General features: G+C 33.4%; 18 protein-coding genes. 5 read left to right on the forward strand and 13 right to left on the reverse strand.

Features of this window, described 5'->3' with window-relative positions:
- Positions 1-13 precede the first annotated feature (13 nt).
- The 5 genes from mrdA to purH form a co-directional block, all read right to left on the reverse strand.
- A complete protein-coding gene (gene mrdA / locus B0A64_RS01825) occupies positions 14-1966 on the reverse strand; it encodes a penicillin-binding protein 2 (protein ID WP_089477824.1) in 1953 nt (650 codons plus the stop codon).
- Positions 1963-2469: a rod shape-determining protein MreD gene (locus B0A64_RS01830; RefSeq protein WP_089477825.1), complete on the reverse strand. Its 507-nt coding sequence runs from the start codon at positions 2467-2469 to the stop codon at positions 1963-1965. Before B0A64_RS01830 ends, mrdA begins: the two co-directional genes overlap by 4 nt.
- Complete coding sequence (gene mreC / locus B0A64_RS01835; RefSeq protein WP_089477826.1) at positions 2462-3286, reverse strand: rod shape-determining protein MreC; 825 nt, start codon at positions 3284-3286, stop codon at positions 2462-2464. Before mreC ends, B0A64_RS01830 begins: the two co-directional genes overlap by 8 nt.
- Positions 3287-3393: 107 nt before the next feature.
- Positions 3394-4422: a rod shape-determining protein gene (locus tag B0A64_RS01840; protein ID WP_007804822.1), complete on the reverse strand. Its 1029-nt coding sequence runs from the start codon at positions 4420-4422 to the stop codon at positions 3394-3396.
- Positions 4423-4476: 54 nt separating this feature from the next.
- Positions 4477-6003, reverse strand: coding sequence for a bifunctional phosphoribosylaminoimidazolecarboxamide formyltransferase/IMP cyclohydrolase (purH, locus tag B0A64_RS01845; protein ID WP_089477827.1), 1527 nt, complete (start codon positions 6001-6003; stop codon positions 4477-4479).
- Positions 6004-6168: 165 nt separating this feature from the next.
- On the opposite strand from purH, the gene B0A64_RS01850 reads away from it, so the two are divergent.
- Positions 6169-7416: an ABC transporter permease gene (locus B0A64_RS01850; protein WP_089477828.1), complete on the forward strand. Its 1248-nt coding sequence runs from the start codon at positions 6169-6171 to the stop codon at positions 7414-7416.
- 94 nt (positions 7417-7510) lie between these two features.
- Positions 7511-8557, forward strand: coding sequence for an NAD(P)-dependent alcohol dehydrogenase (locus B0A64_RS01855; RefSeq protein WP_089477829.1), 1047 nt, complete (start codon positions 7511-7513; stop codon positions 8555-8557).
- 218 nt (positions 8558-8775) lie between these two features.
- Here the strand turns inward: B0A64_RS01855 and B0A64_RS01860 are convergent, their stop codons facing one another.
- A complete protein-coding gene (locus tag B0A64_RS01860; RefSeq protein WP_089477830.1) occupies positions 8776-9177 on the reverse strand; it encodes a helix-turn-helix domain-containing protein in 402 nt (133 codons plus the stop codon).
- Between the two features lie 204 nt (positions 9178-9381).
- Here B0A64_RS01860 and B0A64_RS25045 point away from each other — a divergent pair, with 204 nt between their 5' ends.
- Positions 9382-9519: a hypothetical protein gene (locus tag B0A64_RS25045; protein WP_165769739.1), complete on the forward strand. Its 138-nt coding sequence runs from the start codon at positions 9382-9384 to the stop codon at positions 9517-9519.
- Positions 9520-9718: 199 nt separating this feature from the next.
- Here the strand turns inward: B0A64_RS25045 and accD are convergent, their stop codons facing one another.
- From accD to tamL, 3 genes are all read right to left on the reverse strand, one after another.
- On the reverse strand, positions 9719-10573 hold the full coding sequence (gene accD / locus B0A64_RS01865) for an acetyl-CoA carboxylase, carboxyltransferase subunit beta (RefSeq protein ID WP_089477831.1): 855 nt from the start codon (positions 10571-10573) through the stop codon (positions 9719-9721).
- Between the two features lie 110 nt (positions 10574-10683).
- Positions 10684-11751, reverse strand: a complete 1068-nt coding sequence (gene fbaA, locus B0A64_RS01870; RefSeq protein ID WP_089477832.1) for a class II fructose-bisphosphate aldolase — start codon at positions 11749-11751, stop codon at positions 10684-10686.
- Between the two features lie 58 nt (positions 11752-11809).
- Positions 11810-14383 (reverse strand): translocation and assembly module lipoprotein TamL, encoded by a 2574-nt coding sequence (tamL, locus tag B0A64_RS01875; protein WP_089477833.1) that lies wholly within the window; start codon positions 14381-14383, stop codon positions 11810-11812.
- A gap of 37 nt (positions 14384-14420) precedes the next feature.
- On the opposite strand from tamL, the gene B0A64_RS01880 reads away from it, so the two are divergent.
- Entirely contained in the window at positions 14421-15149 is a 729-nt protein-coding gene (locus B0A64_RS01880) for a TrmH family RNA methyltransferase (RefSeq protein ID WP_089477834.1), read from the forward strand.
- Between the two features lie 9 nt (positions 15150-15158).
- Here B0A64_RS01880 and porT read toward each other — a convergent pair whose 3' ends face one another.
- From porT to B0A64_RS01900, 4 genes are all read right to left on the reverse strand, one after another.
- A complete protein-coding gene (gene porT / locus B0A64_RS01885) occupies positions 15159-15869 on the reverse strand; it encodes a type IX secretion/gliding motility protein PorT/SprT (protein ID WP_089477835.1) in 711 nt (236 codons plus the stop codon).
- A 1-nt stretch (position 15870) separates the two neighbouring features.
- Positions 15871-16602 carry a bifunctional demethylmenaquinone methyltransferase/2-methoxy-6-polyprenyl-1,4-benzoquinol methylase UbiE gene (gene ubiE, locus B0A64_RS01890; protein ID WP_089477836.1) on the reverse strand — a complete coding sequence of 244 codons (732 nt, stop codon included), beginning with the start codon at positions 16600-16602 and terminating at the stop codon, positions 15871-15873.
- Positions 16603-17191: 589 nt separating this feature from the next.
- Positions 17192-17674 (reverse strand): dihydrofolate reductase, encoded by a 483-nt coding sequence (locus B0A64_RS01895; RefSeq protein WP_089477837.1) that lies wholly within the window; start codon positions 17672-17674, stop codon positions 17192-17194.
- A gap of 12 nt (positions 17675-17686) precedes the next feature.
- A complete protein-coding gene (locus B0A64_RS01900; protein WP_089477838.1) occupies positions 17687-18031 on the reverse strand; it encodes a 2TM domain-containing protein in 345 nt (114 codons plus the stop codon).
- Between the two features lie 237 nt (positions 18032-18268).
- On the opposite strand from B0A64_RS01900, the gene B0A64_RS01905 reads away from it, so the two are divergent.
- Positions 18269-18565 carry an isoamylase early set domain-containing protein gene (locus tag B0A64_RS01905; protein ID WP_089477839.1) on the forward strand — a complete coding sequence of 99 codons (297 nt, stop codon included), beginning with the start codon at positions 18269-18271 and terminating at the stop codon, positions 18563-18565.
- Positions 18566-18601: the final 36 nt, after the last annotated feature.

Here is an 18601-nt window from a genome sequence, read left to right on the forward strand (position 1 = left end):
TGAAATAATCTTGTTAGTTTTCTTTGGTGGTATCTATGGGTGTTTTTTTAATTTCTACTTGTTGTGGTTTTGCTATTTTAGCTTTCATAACAGAGTCTTTAGGAGTAGACTCAATTGCGCTGGCCTCAGTCATGCCGCCTAACTTAGCATATTCGCTTGCAAGACTTTTATTTAATACGCGAATTTCTAAATCAGTTCTTGAAATTTTCTTTTTCAAATATTTTTCAATCATCAAACTGGCAATTGGTCCTGCAACGGTAGCACCAAATCCTCCGTTTTCGATCATAATGGCAATAGCAATTTTAGGATTGTCTTTTGGTGCAAACGCAACAAATATAGAGTGATCCTTAAGCTGTGTTCTTTTTCCGTTAATTTTGGCAAAATTCTCAGCGGTACCGGTTTTTCCACAAATATCAATACCGTTAACTCTCAATGCGTGAGCGGTACCAAGGTTATAAACATCAAATAAACCGCTAATTACAGGCGGGAAATATTTTTTATCAATTGTGGTTTCGTGTTTAGTAGTAAACTTAGGATCTATTTTTTTGCCTTCTATCTTTTTAATGATATGAGGCGTGTAATAATATCCCTGATTGGCTACCGTTGCCATCATGTTGGCAAGTTGAATTGGCGTCATCAGTACTTCACCTTGTCCAATCGCATTAGATACAATTGTTGTGCTTCTCCAGCCACCGTTAGGATATATCTTTTTATAGGTCTTAGAGTCTGGGATATTTCCTTTTTTACCTGTTGGTAAATCATACCCCATAAATTGTCCTAGTCCAAAACTTTTTACGTGGTCACTCCAAACATCTACTGCCTTAGCTGGATTCGAATATTTGTTTATCGTTAACATGTACGATTGCGCAAAATAAGTATTACAGGAATTATAAATTCCGTTATGCAATTGGTGGGGGCCAAAACCGTGACATTTCATAAAACGACCTCTGCCGTAACTAAATCCATGATGACACATAAATGTAGTTTGCTCATTAATCACGCCTTCTTGCAGCGCAACTAATCCGGTTAAGATCTTAAAAGGAGAACCCGGAGGATATTCTGCCAGAAGTCCTCTGTCGTATAAAGGTTTTGCAATCGAATCATGATATAGTAACGTGTAGTTTTTAGACCTTTGTCTTCCAACCAGAATGCCCGGATCATAAGATGGCGCAGTAACTAATGCCAGAATCTCACCGGATTTAGGTTCGATGGCAACAATTCCACCTCTCTTATTGATCATTAATTCCTCTCCGTATTTCTGAAGATCAGCATCAATGGTCAAATTAATATCTTCTCCTGCAACGGCAATAGTATCATATTTACCGTCTTTATAAGACCCAATTTCTCTGTTGTATTTGTCTTTCTGGATGTATTTTATACCTTTTATTCCGCGTAAAACCTCTTCGTAGCTTTCTTCAACTCCTTGGCGTCCTATTAAATCTCCGCTATTGTAATAAGGGTTTTTTGCAATTAATCGTTCGTTTACCTGAGTGATAAATCCAAATATATTTGCGCCATAATCTACTTCGTAATCACGAAGAGAACGTTTTTGAAAATAAAAACCTTCAAATTTTCTGATTTTTTCCTGAAATGCAGCAAACTCATTTTTATTCAATTGAGATAAAAATACCGAAGGAAGTCTCGGGCTGTATACTTTTGCTTTTGCAATTCTTCTGTTGTACTCTTCTCTGGTAATGTTCAAAAGTGTACAAAATTCACCAATATTAAGGTTTTCTTTGATTTCTCTTGGGATAACCATGATATCATAAGAAGCCTGATTAGACACTAATAATTTGCCATTTCGATCATAGATATAACCTCTTTCCGGATAGTCATACTGTTTCTTTATTGCGTTGTTTTCTGATTTTAATTTAAAAGAATCATCTACAATTTGCAAATAAAATACCCTCATCACCAGCAAAGATGCTGCAATGATAATTAAAGAGGGCAGCAGAACTTTTCTCATCGTTTATTGGGCTTAATAAGGTAAATTATTATAATTGAGGTGATTATTGTAAAGATAGAGCTAAATAAAGTTCGGAGTAAAATATCTCCAATAAATTTAAACTGAAAGGCTTCGAGCACAAATAGTACAATGTGATGCAGTACTACGGATACTAAAATAAAAGAAAATCGTTCCGGAGTTAAGGATTCATTTAACTTAATGGTTTGATATTCATAACTCAGTCCAAAAGAGAATTTAAAGATGTAAGGTCTGTAATAAGCCAGAATTACACAAGCTGTGGCGTGAATTCCTCCTGAATTACAAAACATATCCATTGTTAATCCAAGTAAAAAGCTAGAAAAAATAAGACTTGATCTATTACTGTTTACCGGATACAAAATAATGTATAAGATGTATGGGAAGGGACTTATGTACCCTAAAAAATTCATATTATTGAAAATAACAACCTGAATTGTTAGTAACATAATAAAACGAAAAATATTGACTAACAAAGCGCTATTCATTTTTTTCTTTGTTTTCTAAATTAATAAGTTCTTCTCTGTCCTTACTCTTAATAATATAAACGTGACCCAAATTTGTCATATCGTTAAATAGTTTAACATTTATAACATAATAACTGGTACCTGTTTTAATGTATATTTTGTCGACTGTACCAATATTAATTCCTTCTGGGAAAATTACAGATTGCCCACCGGTAACAATAGTGTCTCCTTTTCTAATCGAAGCAAGTCTAGGGACATCTTCAAGTTGCACAAATCCTGTGTTTTTTCCGTTCCAGGTTAAAGAACCAAAGTGATTTGATTTTTTTATTTTGGCATTAATCTGCGATTTCATGTTCAAAATACTGACAACAGTCGAGTATCTTGGAGATGTATCATCGATAACCCCAACAATTCCTAAACTATTTATAACACCCATGTCTGGTTTTACACCTTCATTTGTTCCTGAATTTAGTGTAATAAAGTTCTCATGTGAGTTGTATGAGTTGTGAATTACTTTTGAAACAATTATATCCGCAGGTTTTACACCTTTTACGCTATCGGCTAAAGGAAGTTTTGTGGTATCTTTTTTATTGAATAATAGACTTTTTAATCTTGCGTTTTCAAGTACAAGTTCGTCATTTTCGGTTCTTAAATTCAAATACTCGTTTACACGATTTATTTTCTCATAAACACCTCCGCTTAAAAAATTAGCAGAACTGATTATTTTACTTCTATGGTAGGAATGCGATTGAATTGTGAGAGCCAACGAAATACCTAAAAGCAGCAAAAACAGCAATCGATTACTGTTTCTTATAATGAAATTAAAAATTTGCTGCATTTCTTGTTTGGTTATTTTGTTTCAGGATATGCTTTTAAGTTTCAAATTTTATAAGAGTCAAATGATTTGAATCTGACTCTTATAAAAACATATTGATTGTTTTAATCTTATTTAATTAAGATGCTTTTGAATTTTGCAATGTTTTTAAGTGCCATTCCTGTTCCACGAACTACAGCTCTTAAAGGATCTTCGGCAATATAAACAGGTAAATCTGTTTTTTGCGAAATACGTTTATCAAGACCTCTTAACATAGATCCACCACCAGCTAAATAGATACCTGTATTGTAGATATCTGCAGCTAATTCAGGAGGAGTCTGAGATAATGTTTCCATTACTGCATCTTCAATACGCTGAATCGATTTGTCTAATGCTTTTGCGATCTCACGGTAAGAAACGTCAACTTGTTTTGGTTTACCCGTAAGTAAATCTCTACCTTGAACTGACATATCTTCCGGAGGGCCATCTAAATCTTCGATAGCAGCTCCAATTTGAATTTTTATTTTTTCAGCAGTACTCTCTCCCACAAAAAGGTTGTGTTGTGTACGCATGTAGTAAACAATATCATTTGTAAAAACGTCACCTGCAATTTTTACAGATTTGTCGCATACAATACCACCTAATGCAATAACGGCAATTTCTGTAGTACCACCTCCAATATCAACAATCATGTTTCCTTTTGGTTGCATGATATCAATACCAATACCAATCGCTGCTGCCATAGGCTCATGAATCAGGTAAACTTCTTTTCCGTTTACTCTTTCACAAGATTCTTTTACAGCTCTCATCTCCACTTCGGTAATACCAGACGGAATACATACTACCATCCTTAAGGCTGGAGTAAACATTCTTTTTTTCAATGCAGGAATACTTTTAATGAACATGTTGATCATTTTTTCAGAAGCATCAAAATCAGCAATTACACCATCTTTCAAAGGCCTTATGGTCTTGATGTTTTCATGCGTTTTACCTTGCATCATATTGGCTTCCTTACCAACAGCAATGATTTTGCCTGATATTCTATCACGTGCTACGATCGACGGACTATCAATAACAACTTTATCATTATGTATGATTAAAGTGTTTGCGGTACCAAGGTCTATCGCAATATCCTCGGTCATGAAATCAAAAAATCCCATAAGTTTTTTAGGGGTTTAAAATGTTATAAATTATTTTGAACAAAGTTAAACAAATTAATGTTTAAAATGACGTGTTCCTGTAAATACCATTGCAAGATTATTTTCGTTGCAATAATTTATGCTTAATTCGTCTTTTATTGAACCTCCTGGCTGAATAACAGCAGTTATTCCTGCTTTTTTAGCTAATTCGACACAATCCGGAAATGGGAAAAATGCATCGCTCGCCATAGAAGCGCCGGTTAAATCAAATCCAAAAGCTTTGGCTTTATCTACAGCTTGTACCAAAGCATCAACTCTTGATGTCTGGCCTGTGCCGGAAGAAATTAATGTTCCGTTTTTTGCAAAAACAATCGTATTTGATTTTGTATTTTTGCAAATTTTAGAAGCAAATATCAAGTCTTCTATTTCCTGAGCGGTTGGCTCAGTAACAGTAACGGTTTTTAAATGCTCTTTAGTATCTGTAATATTATTTCTGTCCTGAATTAACAAACCGTTAAGACATGTTCTCACTTGTCTCGATGGTAATTCAACTTCATTTTGAACTAATATAATTCTGTTTTTCTTTTCTTGCAAAACGGCAATTGCATCATCATCATAACTTGGTGCAATTACTACTTCGCAAAATAATTTATTGATTTCCTGAGCCGTAGCTAAATCAATTTTAGTATTTGCAATCAAAACACCACCAAACGCTGATGTTGGATCGCAAGCCAAAGCTGCTAAATAAGCCTCGCTAATTGTTTTTCTGGAAGCTAAACCACAAGCATTGTTATGTTTTAAAATTGCAAAAGTTGGTCCGTCAGTTTTAAACTCATTGATTAAGTTTACAGCCGCATCAACGTCTAATAAGTTATTGTAGGATAATTCTTTTCCATGAACTTTTTTGAAAATAGCATCAAAATCCCCAAAAAAGAAACCTTTTTGATGTGGGTTTTCGCCATATCTTAAAATCTGACCGTCTGCAATACTTTCTTTGTAGATGGTTTCGTCAGTATTAAAATAATTAAAAATAGCACCATCATAATGAGAGGAAACATGAAATGCCTTTGTAGCAAGCAATCTTCTGTTTTCAAGAGTTGTTGCTCCGTTTTGTTCCGTAATCAAATCAAGAAGCAAGCTGTATTCGTTTACCGAAGCTACAATTACAGTGTCTTTAAAGTTTTTTGCACCGGCACGGATCAATGAAATTCCGCCAATATCAATTTTTTCAATAATATCCTGCTCACTTGCACCAGAAGCAACAGTTTTTTCAAAAGGATACAAATCAACAATTACCAAATCGATCTGAGGGATGTCAAATTCCTTCATTTGTTGAACATCACCTTCGTTATCCTGACGGTTTAAGATTCCGCCAAAAATTTTAGGATGTAAAGTTTTTACCCTTCCACCAAGAATTTCAGGAAATGAAGTGATATCTTCAACCGGAACAACTGGAATTCCAAGGTTTTTAATAAAATCTTCTGTTCCGCCAGTCGAATAAAGAGTAACGTTTTGTTCGTGTAATTTTCTAACGATTGGCTCCAGACCATCTTTCGAAAAAACAGATATTAATGCTGATTGTATTGTTTTAGTTGTGCTCATTGTGTAGTTATGATTTTCAGACTGCAAAAGTAGTTTTTTTAAATATTATTTTAAAGGAAATTAATGTAACATTATGCTAAAAAAATCTACTGATGAGTAAGTTAACTTTTATTAGGTTTTTGATTTTAAATTATTGAATTTTACTTTAATGAAAAATACACATACATGCTTGTTTATCTAAGGTTATTAAAAGAAAGTTTTCGCTTTGCTATAAATGCTTTGCGAAATAATAAGTTACGAACTTTATTGTCTTTATTGGGGGTTACTATTGGTATTTTTTCGATTATTGCCGTATTGGCAGCAGTAGATTCATTAGATCGAAAAATTTCAAAAGATTTGAGTAGCTTAGATAAAAATACGATTTATTTAATGAAGTATTGTTTTGGGCCGTCTGAAATTCCGCAATGGAAAAGAGAGCAGTTCCCAAATGTAAAATATGACGAATACATAAGTTTAAAGAATTCTTTGAATAATACAGATCAGGTAGCCTATCAGCTTTTTGTAAAACATGAAACTTTAAAATACGATTCAAAAACCGTTGGGGATGTTAACATCGTGCCTTCTTCTAACGAAATGGTCGATATCGAAGGATTAACTTTTGATAAAGGAAGGTTTTATAATGAATCCGAATCAAATTCAGGAAGTGCTGTTATTGTTTTAGGATATGATATTGCCGAAGGTCTTTTTGGAACAAGCGATCCTGTTGGAAAAAATATTCGTTTATACGGACAGCGTTTTACTGTTATTGGTGTAATTACCAAACAAGGTGCCGGTTTTTTTGGAGACAGTAATGATACCTCGGTTTATTTGCCAACCAATTTTTTACGCCGTATGTATGGCGACAGCGATTCGATGACGCCGGTTATTGTTTTAAAACCCGTAAAAGGTGTAGATATGGACGCTTATAAAGCCGAAGTAGCTCAAAAACTAAGAGGAATTCGTGGAATGAAAGCAGGAGAAATGGATAATTTTTTCATCAATGTACTTTCAGGTTTTACAGATTTTGTCGATGGAATCTTAGGTAGTTTAAGGTTTGGAGGGATTTTTATAAGTTTCTTTTCTTTTCTGGTAGGCGGTTTTGGAGTTGCAAATATTATGTTTGTTTCCGTAAAAGAACGAACCAATTTAATTGGAATTCAGAAATCTTTAGGAGCAAAAAACCGATTCATATTGTTTCAGTTTTTGTTTGAAGCCGTTATACTTTGTTTAATTGGCGGAATAATTGGTTTGTTGATCGTTTGGTTAATGTCTCTTCTTTTGACTAATCTATTAGATTTTGAGTTTGTTTTAAGTTTTTGGAATGTCGTTATCGGAGCCGGATTATCAATTTTGGTTGGGGTAATTTCAGGAATTTTGCCGGCTATTTCAGCCTCAAAATTAGATCCTGTCGAAGCCATTAGAACCGGAATGTAAAAAAAGTATTACGTAATTAATGTCTTACAAAATAAATTTGCTTTACTATTGAATATTATCGTAATTTTAGTTGCTTAATTAAAAAAATGATAATATGATACCTGTAAAAGCTTATGCAGCCTATGATGCTGAAAATCCATTAAAACCTTACACGTTTGAAAGAAAAGAAGTTGGTGCTCATCAAGTTCAAATAGAAATTTTATACAGTGGTGTATGCCATTCTGATATCCATACCGCAAAAGGCGATTGGGGACCAGTAGATTATCCTTTAGTTCCCGGACATGAAATTGTAGGTCGAATTGTTGCCGTTGGTAGTGAAGTGTCTAAATTTAAAGTTGGAGAATTAGCCGGAGTAGGTTGTTTTGTTGATTCTTGTAGAGTGTGCCCAAGTTGTCAGTCAGGCGAGGAGCAGTTTTGCGACGAAGGAATGACAGGAACTTACAACAGTGTAGAAAGAGGAACTAACATCCCAACTCGTGGCGGATATTCGACCAGTATTATTGTCGATGAGAGTTATACACTTCATGTCTCTGAGAAATTGGATATAAAAGGAGTAGCGCCATTATTATGTGCCGGAATTACAACTTATTCTCCATTACGTTATCTAAAAGTGGGTAAAGGTCATAAAGTTGGCGTTTTAGGACTTGGTGGTTTAGGACACATGGCTGTAAAATTTGCAGTGTCGTTTGGTGCCGAAGTTACCATGCTGAGCCATTCGCCATCAAAAGAAGCTGATGCTAAAAAATTAGGAGCACACAAATTTGCACTTACATCAGACCCTGCTACAATGGAATCTCTGGCTAATAGTTTCGATTTTATCCTGAACACCGTTTCAGCAAAACACGATCATAATGCTTATTTGAATTTGTTGTCTACAAACGGAACCATGATTGTAGTAGGAGCTCCGCCAGCACCTGCAGAAATTCCTGTTTTTACCTTAATCATGAAAAGAAGAAGTATTATTGGTAGTTTGATTGGTGGGATAAAAGAAACTCAGGAAATGCTGGATTACTGTGCAGAGCATAATATTACATCAGATGTTGAAGTAATCGATATGTCGTACATTAATGAGGCTTACGATCGTATGAACAAAAGTGATGTAAAATATCGTTTTGTAATTGATATGGCTTCTTTAAAATAGTTTTTTAAGGTACAGAGGCTCAGAGTTGCAAAGGTTCAGAGTTTTTCTTATGTTGAATTGCCTCCAGCTTTAGCTGGAGACCTAAATTACAGATAAAGATTTAGGCTTTAGCCAAATAATTTTAGAGCATACTTTTTTTAAAATCTATTATATAAAAAAAATCCTGAGAAAATATTTCTCAGGATTTTTTTATTGAAATTAATATATCTTTTTAAGTCTTACTTTTCTTTTAGTAATTTTTCTAAATACTCCACTTTTTCTTTTTCTGCCTGGAGCATACGCTCATAAAGTTCAACCACTTTGTCTAATGGGTTGAAATTGCAATGACTCGGATTGAATATTCCGTTTGTGCCATTGCTAATGCTATTGTCATAAAAATTATTAAAATAACTGATCATATTTTCTTCCGTAAAGTTTTTTATAGCTTCAACACTTACTCCAAGCGCTTTTGCAACTTCTAAAAGCTTTTTATCATCAATTGTCTCGCTGTTCTCTATTGCAGATACAGTTTGTTGGGATATTCCTAAAGCGTCAGCCAGTGCTTCTTGCTTCATGTCTTTAAGTTCACGAATACGGCTAATTTTTCGCCCTATATGATTTGGTTTTGTTGCGGTGCTCATAATTCAAAGATATTTATAATGCTTTAAAGAAAATAGATTTTGGTAAAAAACAAGTAAATTTATGTTTGATACATTTTCTAATAGTTTACTTGGGTATAAAACTATTGTTTATTGTATTAGAAACAAAAATACAATTTTTCAGACAAGTATTAATCAGTTAGGATTGAAATTGCAAGCCAGGAAATATTCCGTAGGAATTAAATATTGGTAGCAACGGAATTTATTTATGTAAGAGTTGAGATTGAAATTGCAAGTCAGGAAAAATTCCGTAGGAATGCAATATTGGTAGCAACGGAATTTATTCCGTTGCGAGATACAACGACAAGTTCAAAAGTTCCGTAGGAACGGTATATATAGTGTTTTAATGATTCAATTTTGGTTTTATAAAAGGAGATGTAATGCTGTTCTCCTCTCACTTAATGTTATTTGAATTATAAATGTGGTTGTTTTTCTTATATTTCAGGACCAGACATATAGATATAAAAAAAATCTCACCTGCAATTAAGCTGATGAGATTTTATATGTTTAAGAAGTTTTAAAACTATCTAATTGTATTGTTTTGAATTAAATCAAGATACAAGTTAATTTTGTCTTTTAGTTCTTTTCTTGGCGTGATAAAGTCTAAGAAACCGTGCTCTAATAAGAACTCAGCAGTTTGAAAACCTTCCGGCAAATCTTTTCCTGTAGTGTCACGAACCACACGAGGACCCGCAAAACCAATCAAAGCACCTGGCTCAGAAATATTAATATCTCCTAACATGGCATATGATGCAGTTGTTCCTCCGGTAGTTGGATCTGTACATAAAGAAATGTACGGTAATCCAGCTTCTGCAAGTTGAGCAAGTTTTACAGATGTTTTAGCTAATTGCATTAATGAATAAGCCGCTTCCATCATACGGGCACCACCTGATTTAGAAATCATAACAAAAGGTAATTTGTTTTTGATTGCGTGATTAATACCTCTGGCGATTTTTTCTCCAACAACAGCTCCCATAGATCCACCAATAAAGGCAAAATCCATACAGCAAATTACAAGTTCTTTGCCTTTAGATTTTCCAACTCCCGTACGCACAGCGTCTTTTAGGTGAGTTTTCTCCATTACATCTTTCAATCTCTCAGCATATTTTTTTGTATCCACAAAATGCAAAGGATCTTTTGATGTCATGTTTTTGTCTAATTCAACAAACTCGTTATTGTCGAACAAAATTTCAAAATAGGTTGCGCTTCCAATTCTAACGTGAAAATCATCTTCCGGACTAACAAATAAGTTTCTGGCTAACTCGTCAGCATCAATAATTTTTCCGGTAGGAGATTTATACCACAATCCTTTCGGAACGTCCATTTTATCTTCAGTCGCAGTTGTAATCCCTTTTTCCTGTCTTTTAAACCAAGCCATTTTTTTTATTTTAGAATGTAGATTTTAAAGTTTAGATTTTTTAATCTGATTCAAAATTTAGATTCCAAGCTTTTTTAGAAGTCTGAAATCTAAAATCAAAAATCTAAAATTTAAAGTGTATTTACGTTATTCAAGTCTGCAAAAGCTTGCTCAAGTCTTGTATTGAATGTTACTTCGCTTTCACGTACCCATCTTCTTGGGTCATAATATTTTTTGTTAGGAACATCAGCACCTTCAGGGTTACCGATTTGAGATTTTAAATAGTCAATGTTTTTAACCATATAATCACGAATTCCTTCAGTATATGCAAATTGTAAATCAGTATCGATATTCATTTTGATAACTCCGTAGCTAATTCCTTCTCTAATTTCTTCAAGTGTAGAACCTGAACCTCCGTGAAAAACGAAATCTACCGGGTTATGTCCAGTGTTGAATTTGTTTTGTACGTAATCCTGAGAATTTTTTAAGATTTTTGGAGTCAATTTTACGTTTCCTGGTTTGTAAACGCCGTGAACGTTTCCAAAAGCAGCAGCAATTGTAAATTTAGGGCTTATTTTAGATAATTCTTCGTAAGCATAAGCTACTTCTTCTGGTTGTGTGTATAATTTTGAGCTATCTACATCAGAGTTGTCAACACCATCTTCTTCACCACCTGTAATACCAAGTTCGATTTCTAATGTCATTCCCATTTTGCTCATTCTGGCCAAATATTCTTTACAGATCTCGATGTTTTCTTCGATTGGCTCCTCAGACAAATCGATCATGTGAGAACTGAATAATGGTTTTCCTGTTTCTGCAAAATGTTTTTCAGAAGCATCTAATAAACCATCAATCCAAGGCAATAATTTTTTTGCACAGTGGTCAGTGTGTAAGATAACAGTTGCACCGTAAGCCTCTGCTAAAGCATGAATGTGTTTTGCTCCGGCGATTCCTCCAGCGATTGCTGATTTTTCTCCTGCATTAGACAATCCTTTTCCAGCGTTAAATTGTGCTCCTCCATTAGAAAATTGAATAATAACTGGCGCATTTAGTTTCGCTGCAGTTTCAAGAACTCCATTGATTGTGCTTGATCCCGTAACATTTACTGCTGGTAAAGCAAAACCTTTTTCTTTTGCATAATTAAAAATCTCCTGTACTTGATCTCCTGTAGCTACTCCCGGTTTAATATTGTGTGCCATTGTAATTTTTTTTAGTTGTTTTTAGTTTTTAGGTTGCAAAAATAAGAATTAATTAGCATTAGAAAGGATAATTTATTCCAAAATTTAAAACCGAGTGCCCAAAATTGTATTCTTTGAACCAACGATCTCCCTTGTCATGTGCTGGATTATAGGTCTTAAAGCCTAAATCTAATCGAATAACAAAAAAGCTTAAATCGTAACGTAAACCGAATCCTGATCCTAAAGCAATTTCAGCTAAATCGTTTAAGTTATTAAATCTTGCCTTTTCATCAGTAACATTATCGAGCACATTCCAGATATTTCCGGCATCTGCAAAGATAGCTCCTTTGACATCACCAAAGATTTTAAATCGAAATTCGGCACTCATTGCAATCTTCATGTTTGCCTCATTAAAATCGTTTGCCGCATTTGTGCTTCCCGGACCTAAAGCATAAGGTTGCCATGCGCGATTGTCGTTAGAACCTCCCGCATAATAACTTCGTGAAAACGGAATATAATCTGAATTCCCAAACGGAACTGCTATACCAAAAAAGCTTCTTACTGCCAATACTTTTTCTTTTCCAAAATCCCAGTGTTTGATATAATCAAATTCGGTTTTTATATATTCAGAATATTCTAAGTTGAAGATCTCATAATTCCCGTTTGCGTTCTCAGGCAGCTTTGCGATATTTGAAAAAGCGGTTAATAAAGTACCCGCAGATTCTATTTTTGTTTTAAATTGATAAAAAGTATTATCGGCAAGATCTTTTTTAGTGGTTTTGGTAAAAGTATAACTCGTTGCCAGGATAAAATCATTTTCAGTCAAACGAACTCTTCTTTCTTCAATACTTTGTACATTTTTATAGTCCGCATCTGTAGAAACTAAATCTGTTTGTCCTTTTAATACATCGTTCGTAAAGCCGGTCGTTCCTTTGGGTATAGTTAGGTTTTTTTCAATTTGTTCCGCTGGAGTTTCTCCCCAGTTGACAAGAGTAGTATTGTGGACCTTTCCTATATTATTTAACTGATTGTAAGAAGAGGTATAGACCTTAAAATAATTATCCGGATTTAAGTTTCGCACAAATTGTGCATTAAGCAGGTCTAGTTTTGCGGTATTACCACGCTTAGGAGACCAGGTGTAAGCAATTCCTCCGGTAAAATTTTCTTTATCCAAACCAATATTTGTTTGCTTAGAGAAACCTCCTGAAACACTTGTAGAAGGAATCATCCTTTTTGGGATAATTTTTTCAGTACCAAAAGGCAATAAGATCCTTGGAAAATTTAATTTCAAATCGACACCATATTCAGATACGTTAAAGAAATTATTATTAGGATTCGCCATATCTTTAGACGAACCAAGATTTAAACGGGTAGAAATTTCAAGAGTTTCGGCTCTGTTGAATACATTTCGGATCGTTTCAGAAATACTTGCTCCAATACCAAAATCCTGAATATTAGAATGTGTTACGTCAAAAGTGGCACCAAAACTATATTTTTTTCGGGGTGTTAAATAAACATTCGCAATTAGCGATTGTGCTGTTGAGTCGCGCTTGTCGACTTCGTATTGAATCGAAGGATAATTAAAAATTTTAAGATTGTTTAAATACCTTGATGAAAGCGTTGTTCTGGTGTCAGAAAAAGTGCTTCCCTTATTGATAAAGATCGCATCAGTAATAGCACGAGGCTTATATTTTAGCTTTTTATAACTGTATAAGTTAAAGTTGTTATAAGTAGTACTATCAGCAATTTTTGTTTTAGCATTTGCAGGCGAATAATCCGTGTAAATATTAACATCACTAATTTTGTACAACTTAAAAGGTTCTGTTCTGCTTGAATCTCTTTCCTGAATATTGTTATTGTTGACAATAAGCGTTACATCGGCTTTGTTCTTTTTACCAATTGTGTCAATATCAAAAGTAACATAAGTAGGTTGGAAAAAATAAGCACCGTGATTTCTGAAATAAGTAGTCAGACGGTTTTTTTCTTCTTCAAAATCAGCCGTTTTATATTGTTTGCCTGATTTTAAAAACGAAGGTTCATTGTTATTCTTATATAATGAATCCAAAGCCGGAGTCATGATATTAGTTTTAATAGAATCCAGCGTATAGGCTGGGCCGGTAGTAATTATGTAATTTATTTTAGCTTTTTTTCTGGCAACACTATCAATGCTGTAATCTGTAGCAACATTAAAATAACCACTGTTAAAATAATAAAATTTTAAACGTAGTAGCGATTTTTTTGTTTTTGCGGTATCGATAACAACAGGTGGTTCTCCCGTATTTTTAAGGAAGTCATTAAGGCCCTTGTTCAAAAAAGATTGTCCAAGGCGATCAACTTGTTTGGCTGATAATAGCTTAGATTGACGCTCATATAAACCAGGGTGTTTTTTAAATTTTGCCTGATAAGTAGAATCCGGATTTAAGTTGGCTAGATTGTATAAGTTTAGGCGTAAACGGTATCCTAACAAAGTACCATTTGGTTTTTGATACATTTGGTTTGAGGCAATTTCATCATTGGTTGCCTTGCCGTTTACAAGAATCGTATTTTTTACAAGAAGGTTTTTTCCATCTGGAACTCTTTTTACAGCGTTACAACCGCAAATAAATATTGCTATTAGAATAAATGCTGTTATTTTTGTGGAATTCTTTTTCAAGTGTTCTTAAATATTTAATTCAAAAGTACATTATTTTATGGTTAGTAAAAACCAAATAAAACTTATCTCAAGTTTACATCAAAAAAAGCAACGTTTTGCTAATCAATTATTTTTTGCCGAAGGAGTAAAAGTAATTCAAGAATTGTTGTTATCCAATTTTGAATTAGAGCATTTGTATACGACTCTAAATGATTTTGAAGAAGTTCAATCTTCCAAACGTACTCTTATTTATGAGCAGGAACTTAAAAAAATTAGTGCGTTATCAACTCCAAATACATGTTTTGCGGTTTTTAAAATCCCATCCGAAAATAAAATAATCAACTCAGGTTTGATTTTAGCTTTGGATGATATTCGTGATCCCGGAAATTTAGGAACGATTTTGCGTTTATGTGACTGGTTTGGTATCAAACAAATTATTTGCTCTAAAGAAACCGTCGATATTTATAATCCAAAAGTAGTTCAGGCAACAATGGGATCTATTGCAAGAGTAAATGTGAATTACGTTGATTTAAAAATGTTTATTGCAGAAACAAATCTTCCTGTTTTTGGGACTTTTATGGATGGCGAGAACATTTATCAATCAAATTTACCTCAAAGCGGAATCATTATTATGGGTAATGAAGCCAATGGTATTTCAGCAGAGATTGAAAAAATGGTAACAAGCCGCCTCACAATTCCCAGATTTGGAGAACTACAAAAAACAGAAAGTTTAAACGTAGCTACCGCAACAGCAATCATTCTTAGTGAATTTAAACGAAATAGTTAGGATTTTGTTTTAATGAAAAGTAAAATTAATTAAAATCGCTCTTGATTTCATAGAATCAATATTGTCTGTCCATGGGCTAGGTCCTTTTGAAGCATTGTCACGAATTAACTCATCAGTAATGCCAAACATTCCTCTGATAGAAGGAGAAAAAATGAAGTATTCAGAGAAAATATCAATCCCAAATCCTAGCTCATAAGCCGCTGTCCAGGGTTTTACCCTGAATTTGCCTTCAAAGTTATCGTCTTTAGATTTAGAATTACTGGATAAATTCAAAGTAGTAGACATTCCGCCTACTAAATAAGGGCGGATATTTCCGGTACGTAAAGAAGAGAATTTTAATAATAAAGGAAAGTGTATATAAGTACTGTTTACTTCTCTTAAAAAGTCTTTTTGCAAAGGCATATTCGAATAATAAAGATCGCGTTTCGAGTAATATAAACCTGGTTCGAAACGTAAATTAATATATTCCTGTAGTCTTAAATCTGCAACAACACCCACATTAAAACCTGTAGTTTTTTTAACCTGAATGTCAGGTCCGGGATTTTTGTAGTCAAATTTAAAATCAAAACTATTAAATCCAAGATAATATCCAAAATACAGACGCTGTTTTTGCCAGTTTTCAAGATTTATAATAGGATCTTTGCTAAACATGCTTTTAGCAAATTGCGAATATCCGTTTGTCGTTAAGACTAATAAAAGTAAGACTACAATTTTTTTCATACTATTTTTTAGATGCAGAATAAATGGTTGCAACACCAAAAGTTTGAGGCATGGCTACAACATCTATAAACCCAATTTTTCTTAAAATATTGTTCAGAGCTTCTCCATAAGGAAAAACAGCAGCAGATTCAGATAAATAACCGTAAGCAGAATTGTCTTTAGAAAACAATTTTCCGATGATTGGAAGTATGTTTTTACTATAAAATTTATAACCCTGTTTATAAGGTGTTTTATCAGGAACCGAAGTTTCAAGAATTACAAATACACCGTTTGGTTTTAAAACTCTTAAAATTTCGGCAAAGCCTTTTTCCAGATTTTCAAAATTTCTAACGCCAAAGCCTACTGTTATAGCATCGAAATAATTGTCTTCGAAAGGTATTTTTTCAGAATCTCCTAAGACTAAATCAATAACATGAGATAGTTTTTTTTCGTCAATTTTCTTTTTTCCAACTTCAAGCATTCCGGCAGAAATATCCAGACCAATTATTTTTTCGGCATTCGTTTGTGTCATCAGGATGGCTAAGTCGCCAGTTCCTGTTGCGATATCAAGAATAATTTTTGGTTTTTTATCCGAAACTATTTTTAATACTTTTTTTCGCCATTTAATGTCAATACCAAATGAAATTACACGATTTAAATTGTCGTAGTTTCCAGAGATGTTATCAAACATTTGGGCAACTTGCTCTTTTTTACCTAAAGAAGAGTCTTTATATGGGGTTATTTTTTCAGACATTTTTTTTATTTACGCAAATATAATACAATCTGACTTAACTGTAATTGAGTTTTTTAATTTGTAAATAATGTTTTGTGTGAAAGCTTCTATTTTCTGACAGCTATTTTATTGAGGTCTATCCCTGAAATCCGGTATCTAAAAAATATCCCCAGAAGTGGGTATTGTGGAGTGCGCATATTATGACCAACTTTGCTGAAGTTAAAAGATAAAATTTTAATGATTGATAGAATATAAAGACTCAATCAAATGAAGACTTTTTTTGCACTGGTAATTTCATTTGTTCTTGTAAGTAGTTTTGAAAGTATTGTTCTTGGGGCCAATACTCTTTTTTAAAGTGCGAAATACGTTCTTAGGATTAAATTTGTTTTTGGAAATTTTAATTTTCTTGCCTTTAATATCTTAGTGGTATTTGTTATTAAAGGCTCTTTTGAGATTCGGTCTCAATTAACATTAAATGTTATTCAGTTATTTCAAATGTTGTCATGACATTTGAGTTTTTTTACCAAAGCTATTGCTCGAATGAGTCAGATCTAAAAAAATCAATCGTTTTAAAAAACATCCTTCACAAGAGGATGTTTTTTTTTATCTTTTATTTTCGAATGTAGGTTTCGTAAGTATAATCGTAAAGATGTTTTTCGTCTTTAAAATTTTCTTCAGATTCTACAAGTTGCCAATCACTTTTGTTAATTACAGGAAAAAAAGCATCTGCTTCAAAAGTATGGTGAACTTTGGTTATTTCTATAATATCTGTAAAAGGTAAGCCCAGATTGTAAATTTCGCCACCGCCAATAATATACGAATCTTCATTTTCAGGACATGCTGCAATTGCTTTTTCGATACTGTCGACTACAATACAGCCTTCCGGATTATAATCTTTTTGACGTGTTATTACAACGTGAACCCTGTTAGGAAGTGGTTTTGGAAAACTTTCAAACGTTTTTCTTCCCATAATAATGTGATGACTTGTAGTAAGCGATTTAAACCTTTTAAAATCATTGGGTAAATGCCAAACTAATTCATTATCCTTCCCGAGCGCATTATTTTCGGCAACAGCCGCTATCATTATAATCATGGTATTCTAAAACTAAATTTTATTTTCGGTATCCTCATTTATTCTGGACTCTAATTGACTAATTCTTTTTTGTTGCAAAGCAACAAGTCTGTCAATTTGTTCTCTTTCCCATTTTTTATTCATGAATCTATCCGTGATATACACCTTTATAAAGTGCAGGATAAAGATAAAGAACCATATCGTGATTGCCCAAATACACCAGTTTTGATCTGTATTAGCGCCAAAACCGAAAAAACGATTAGCAATAAATAAAAATAAACTTCCTAATAGAAAAAGTACAAAATGAAAATATAGTATCTTTTTTTCTCTAAGTCTTCTTCGGGCGTATTCGTATTGTTCGTGCACTTCTTTTTCCATAAGATATAAATGAGGTCATAAAGTTAAAATTTATTTTGTAATCACCCTATTTAGATTGTAGAATATTTCTCCTACAATACACCGATAGTTTGAAATCCAAAATTTTAAGCGGATTTAATTATTGATATAATTAAAAAGATATTCGGTTTATGATATTATCATAAATCGGTTGTGAAGGTATCGAAAGTTTATGTGAATTTGTGTAATTTAGTGTATGAATCTAAAAACTAAATAGTTATGTCTTTAAAGAAACAATTTATTAAAACAAAACCGGTCGTTAAGGTTACTTTTTCTATAGATGCTAAAGAAGCAAGTTCTGCAGCAGTTGTAGGCGATTTTAACAACTGGAATATTGAAGAAGGAACCTTGAGTAAGTTAAAGAATGGCACTTTTAAAGCTACTTATGACTTAGTTAAAGATGCAATTTATGAGTTTAAATACGTAATTGACGGAAGTTATGTCAACGATCCTGAGGCGGATTCGTATAAATGGAATGATTTTGCAGGAAGCGAAAATAGTGTTTTAGTCGTATAAAAAAATCCGCTTAAATTTTAAGCGGATTTTTTTATA

The organism is Flavobacterium araucananum, assembly GCF_002222055.1.
Classification (GTDB): Bacteria; Bacteroidota; Bacteroidia; order Flavobacteriales; family Flavobacteriaceae; genus Flavobacterium; species Flavobacterium araucananum.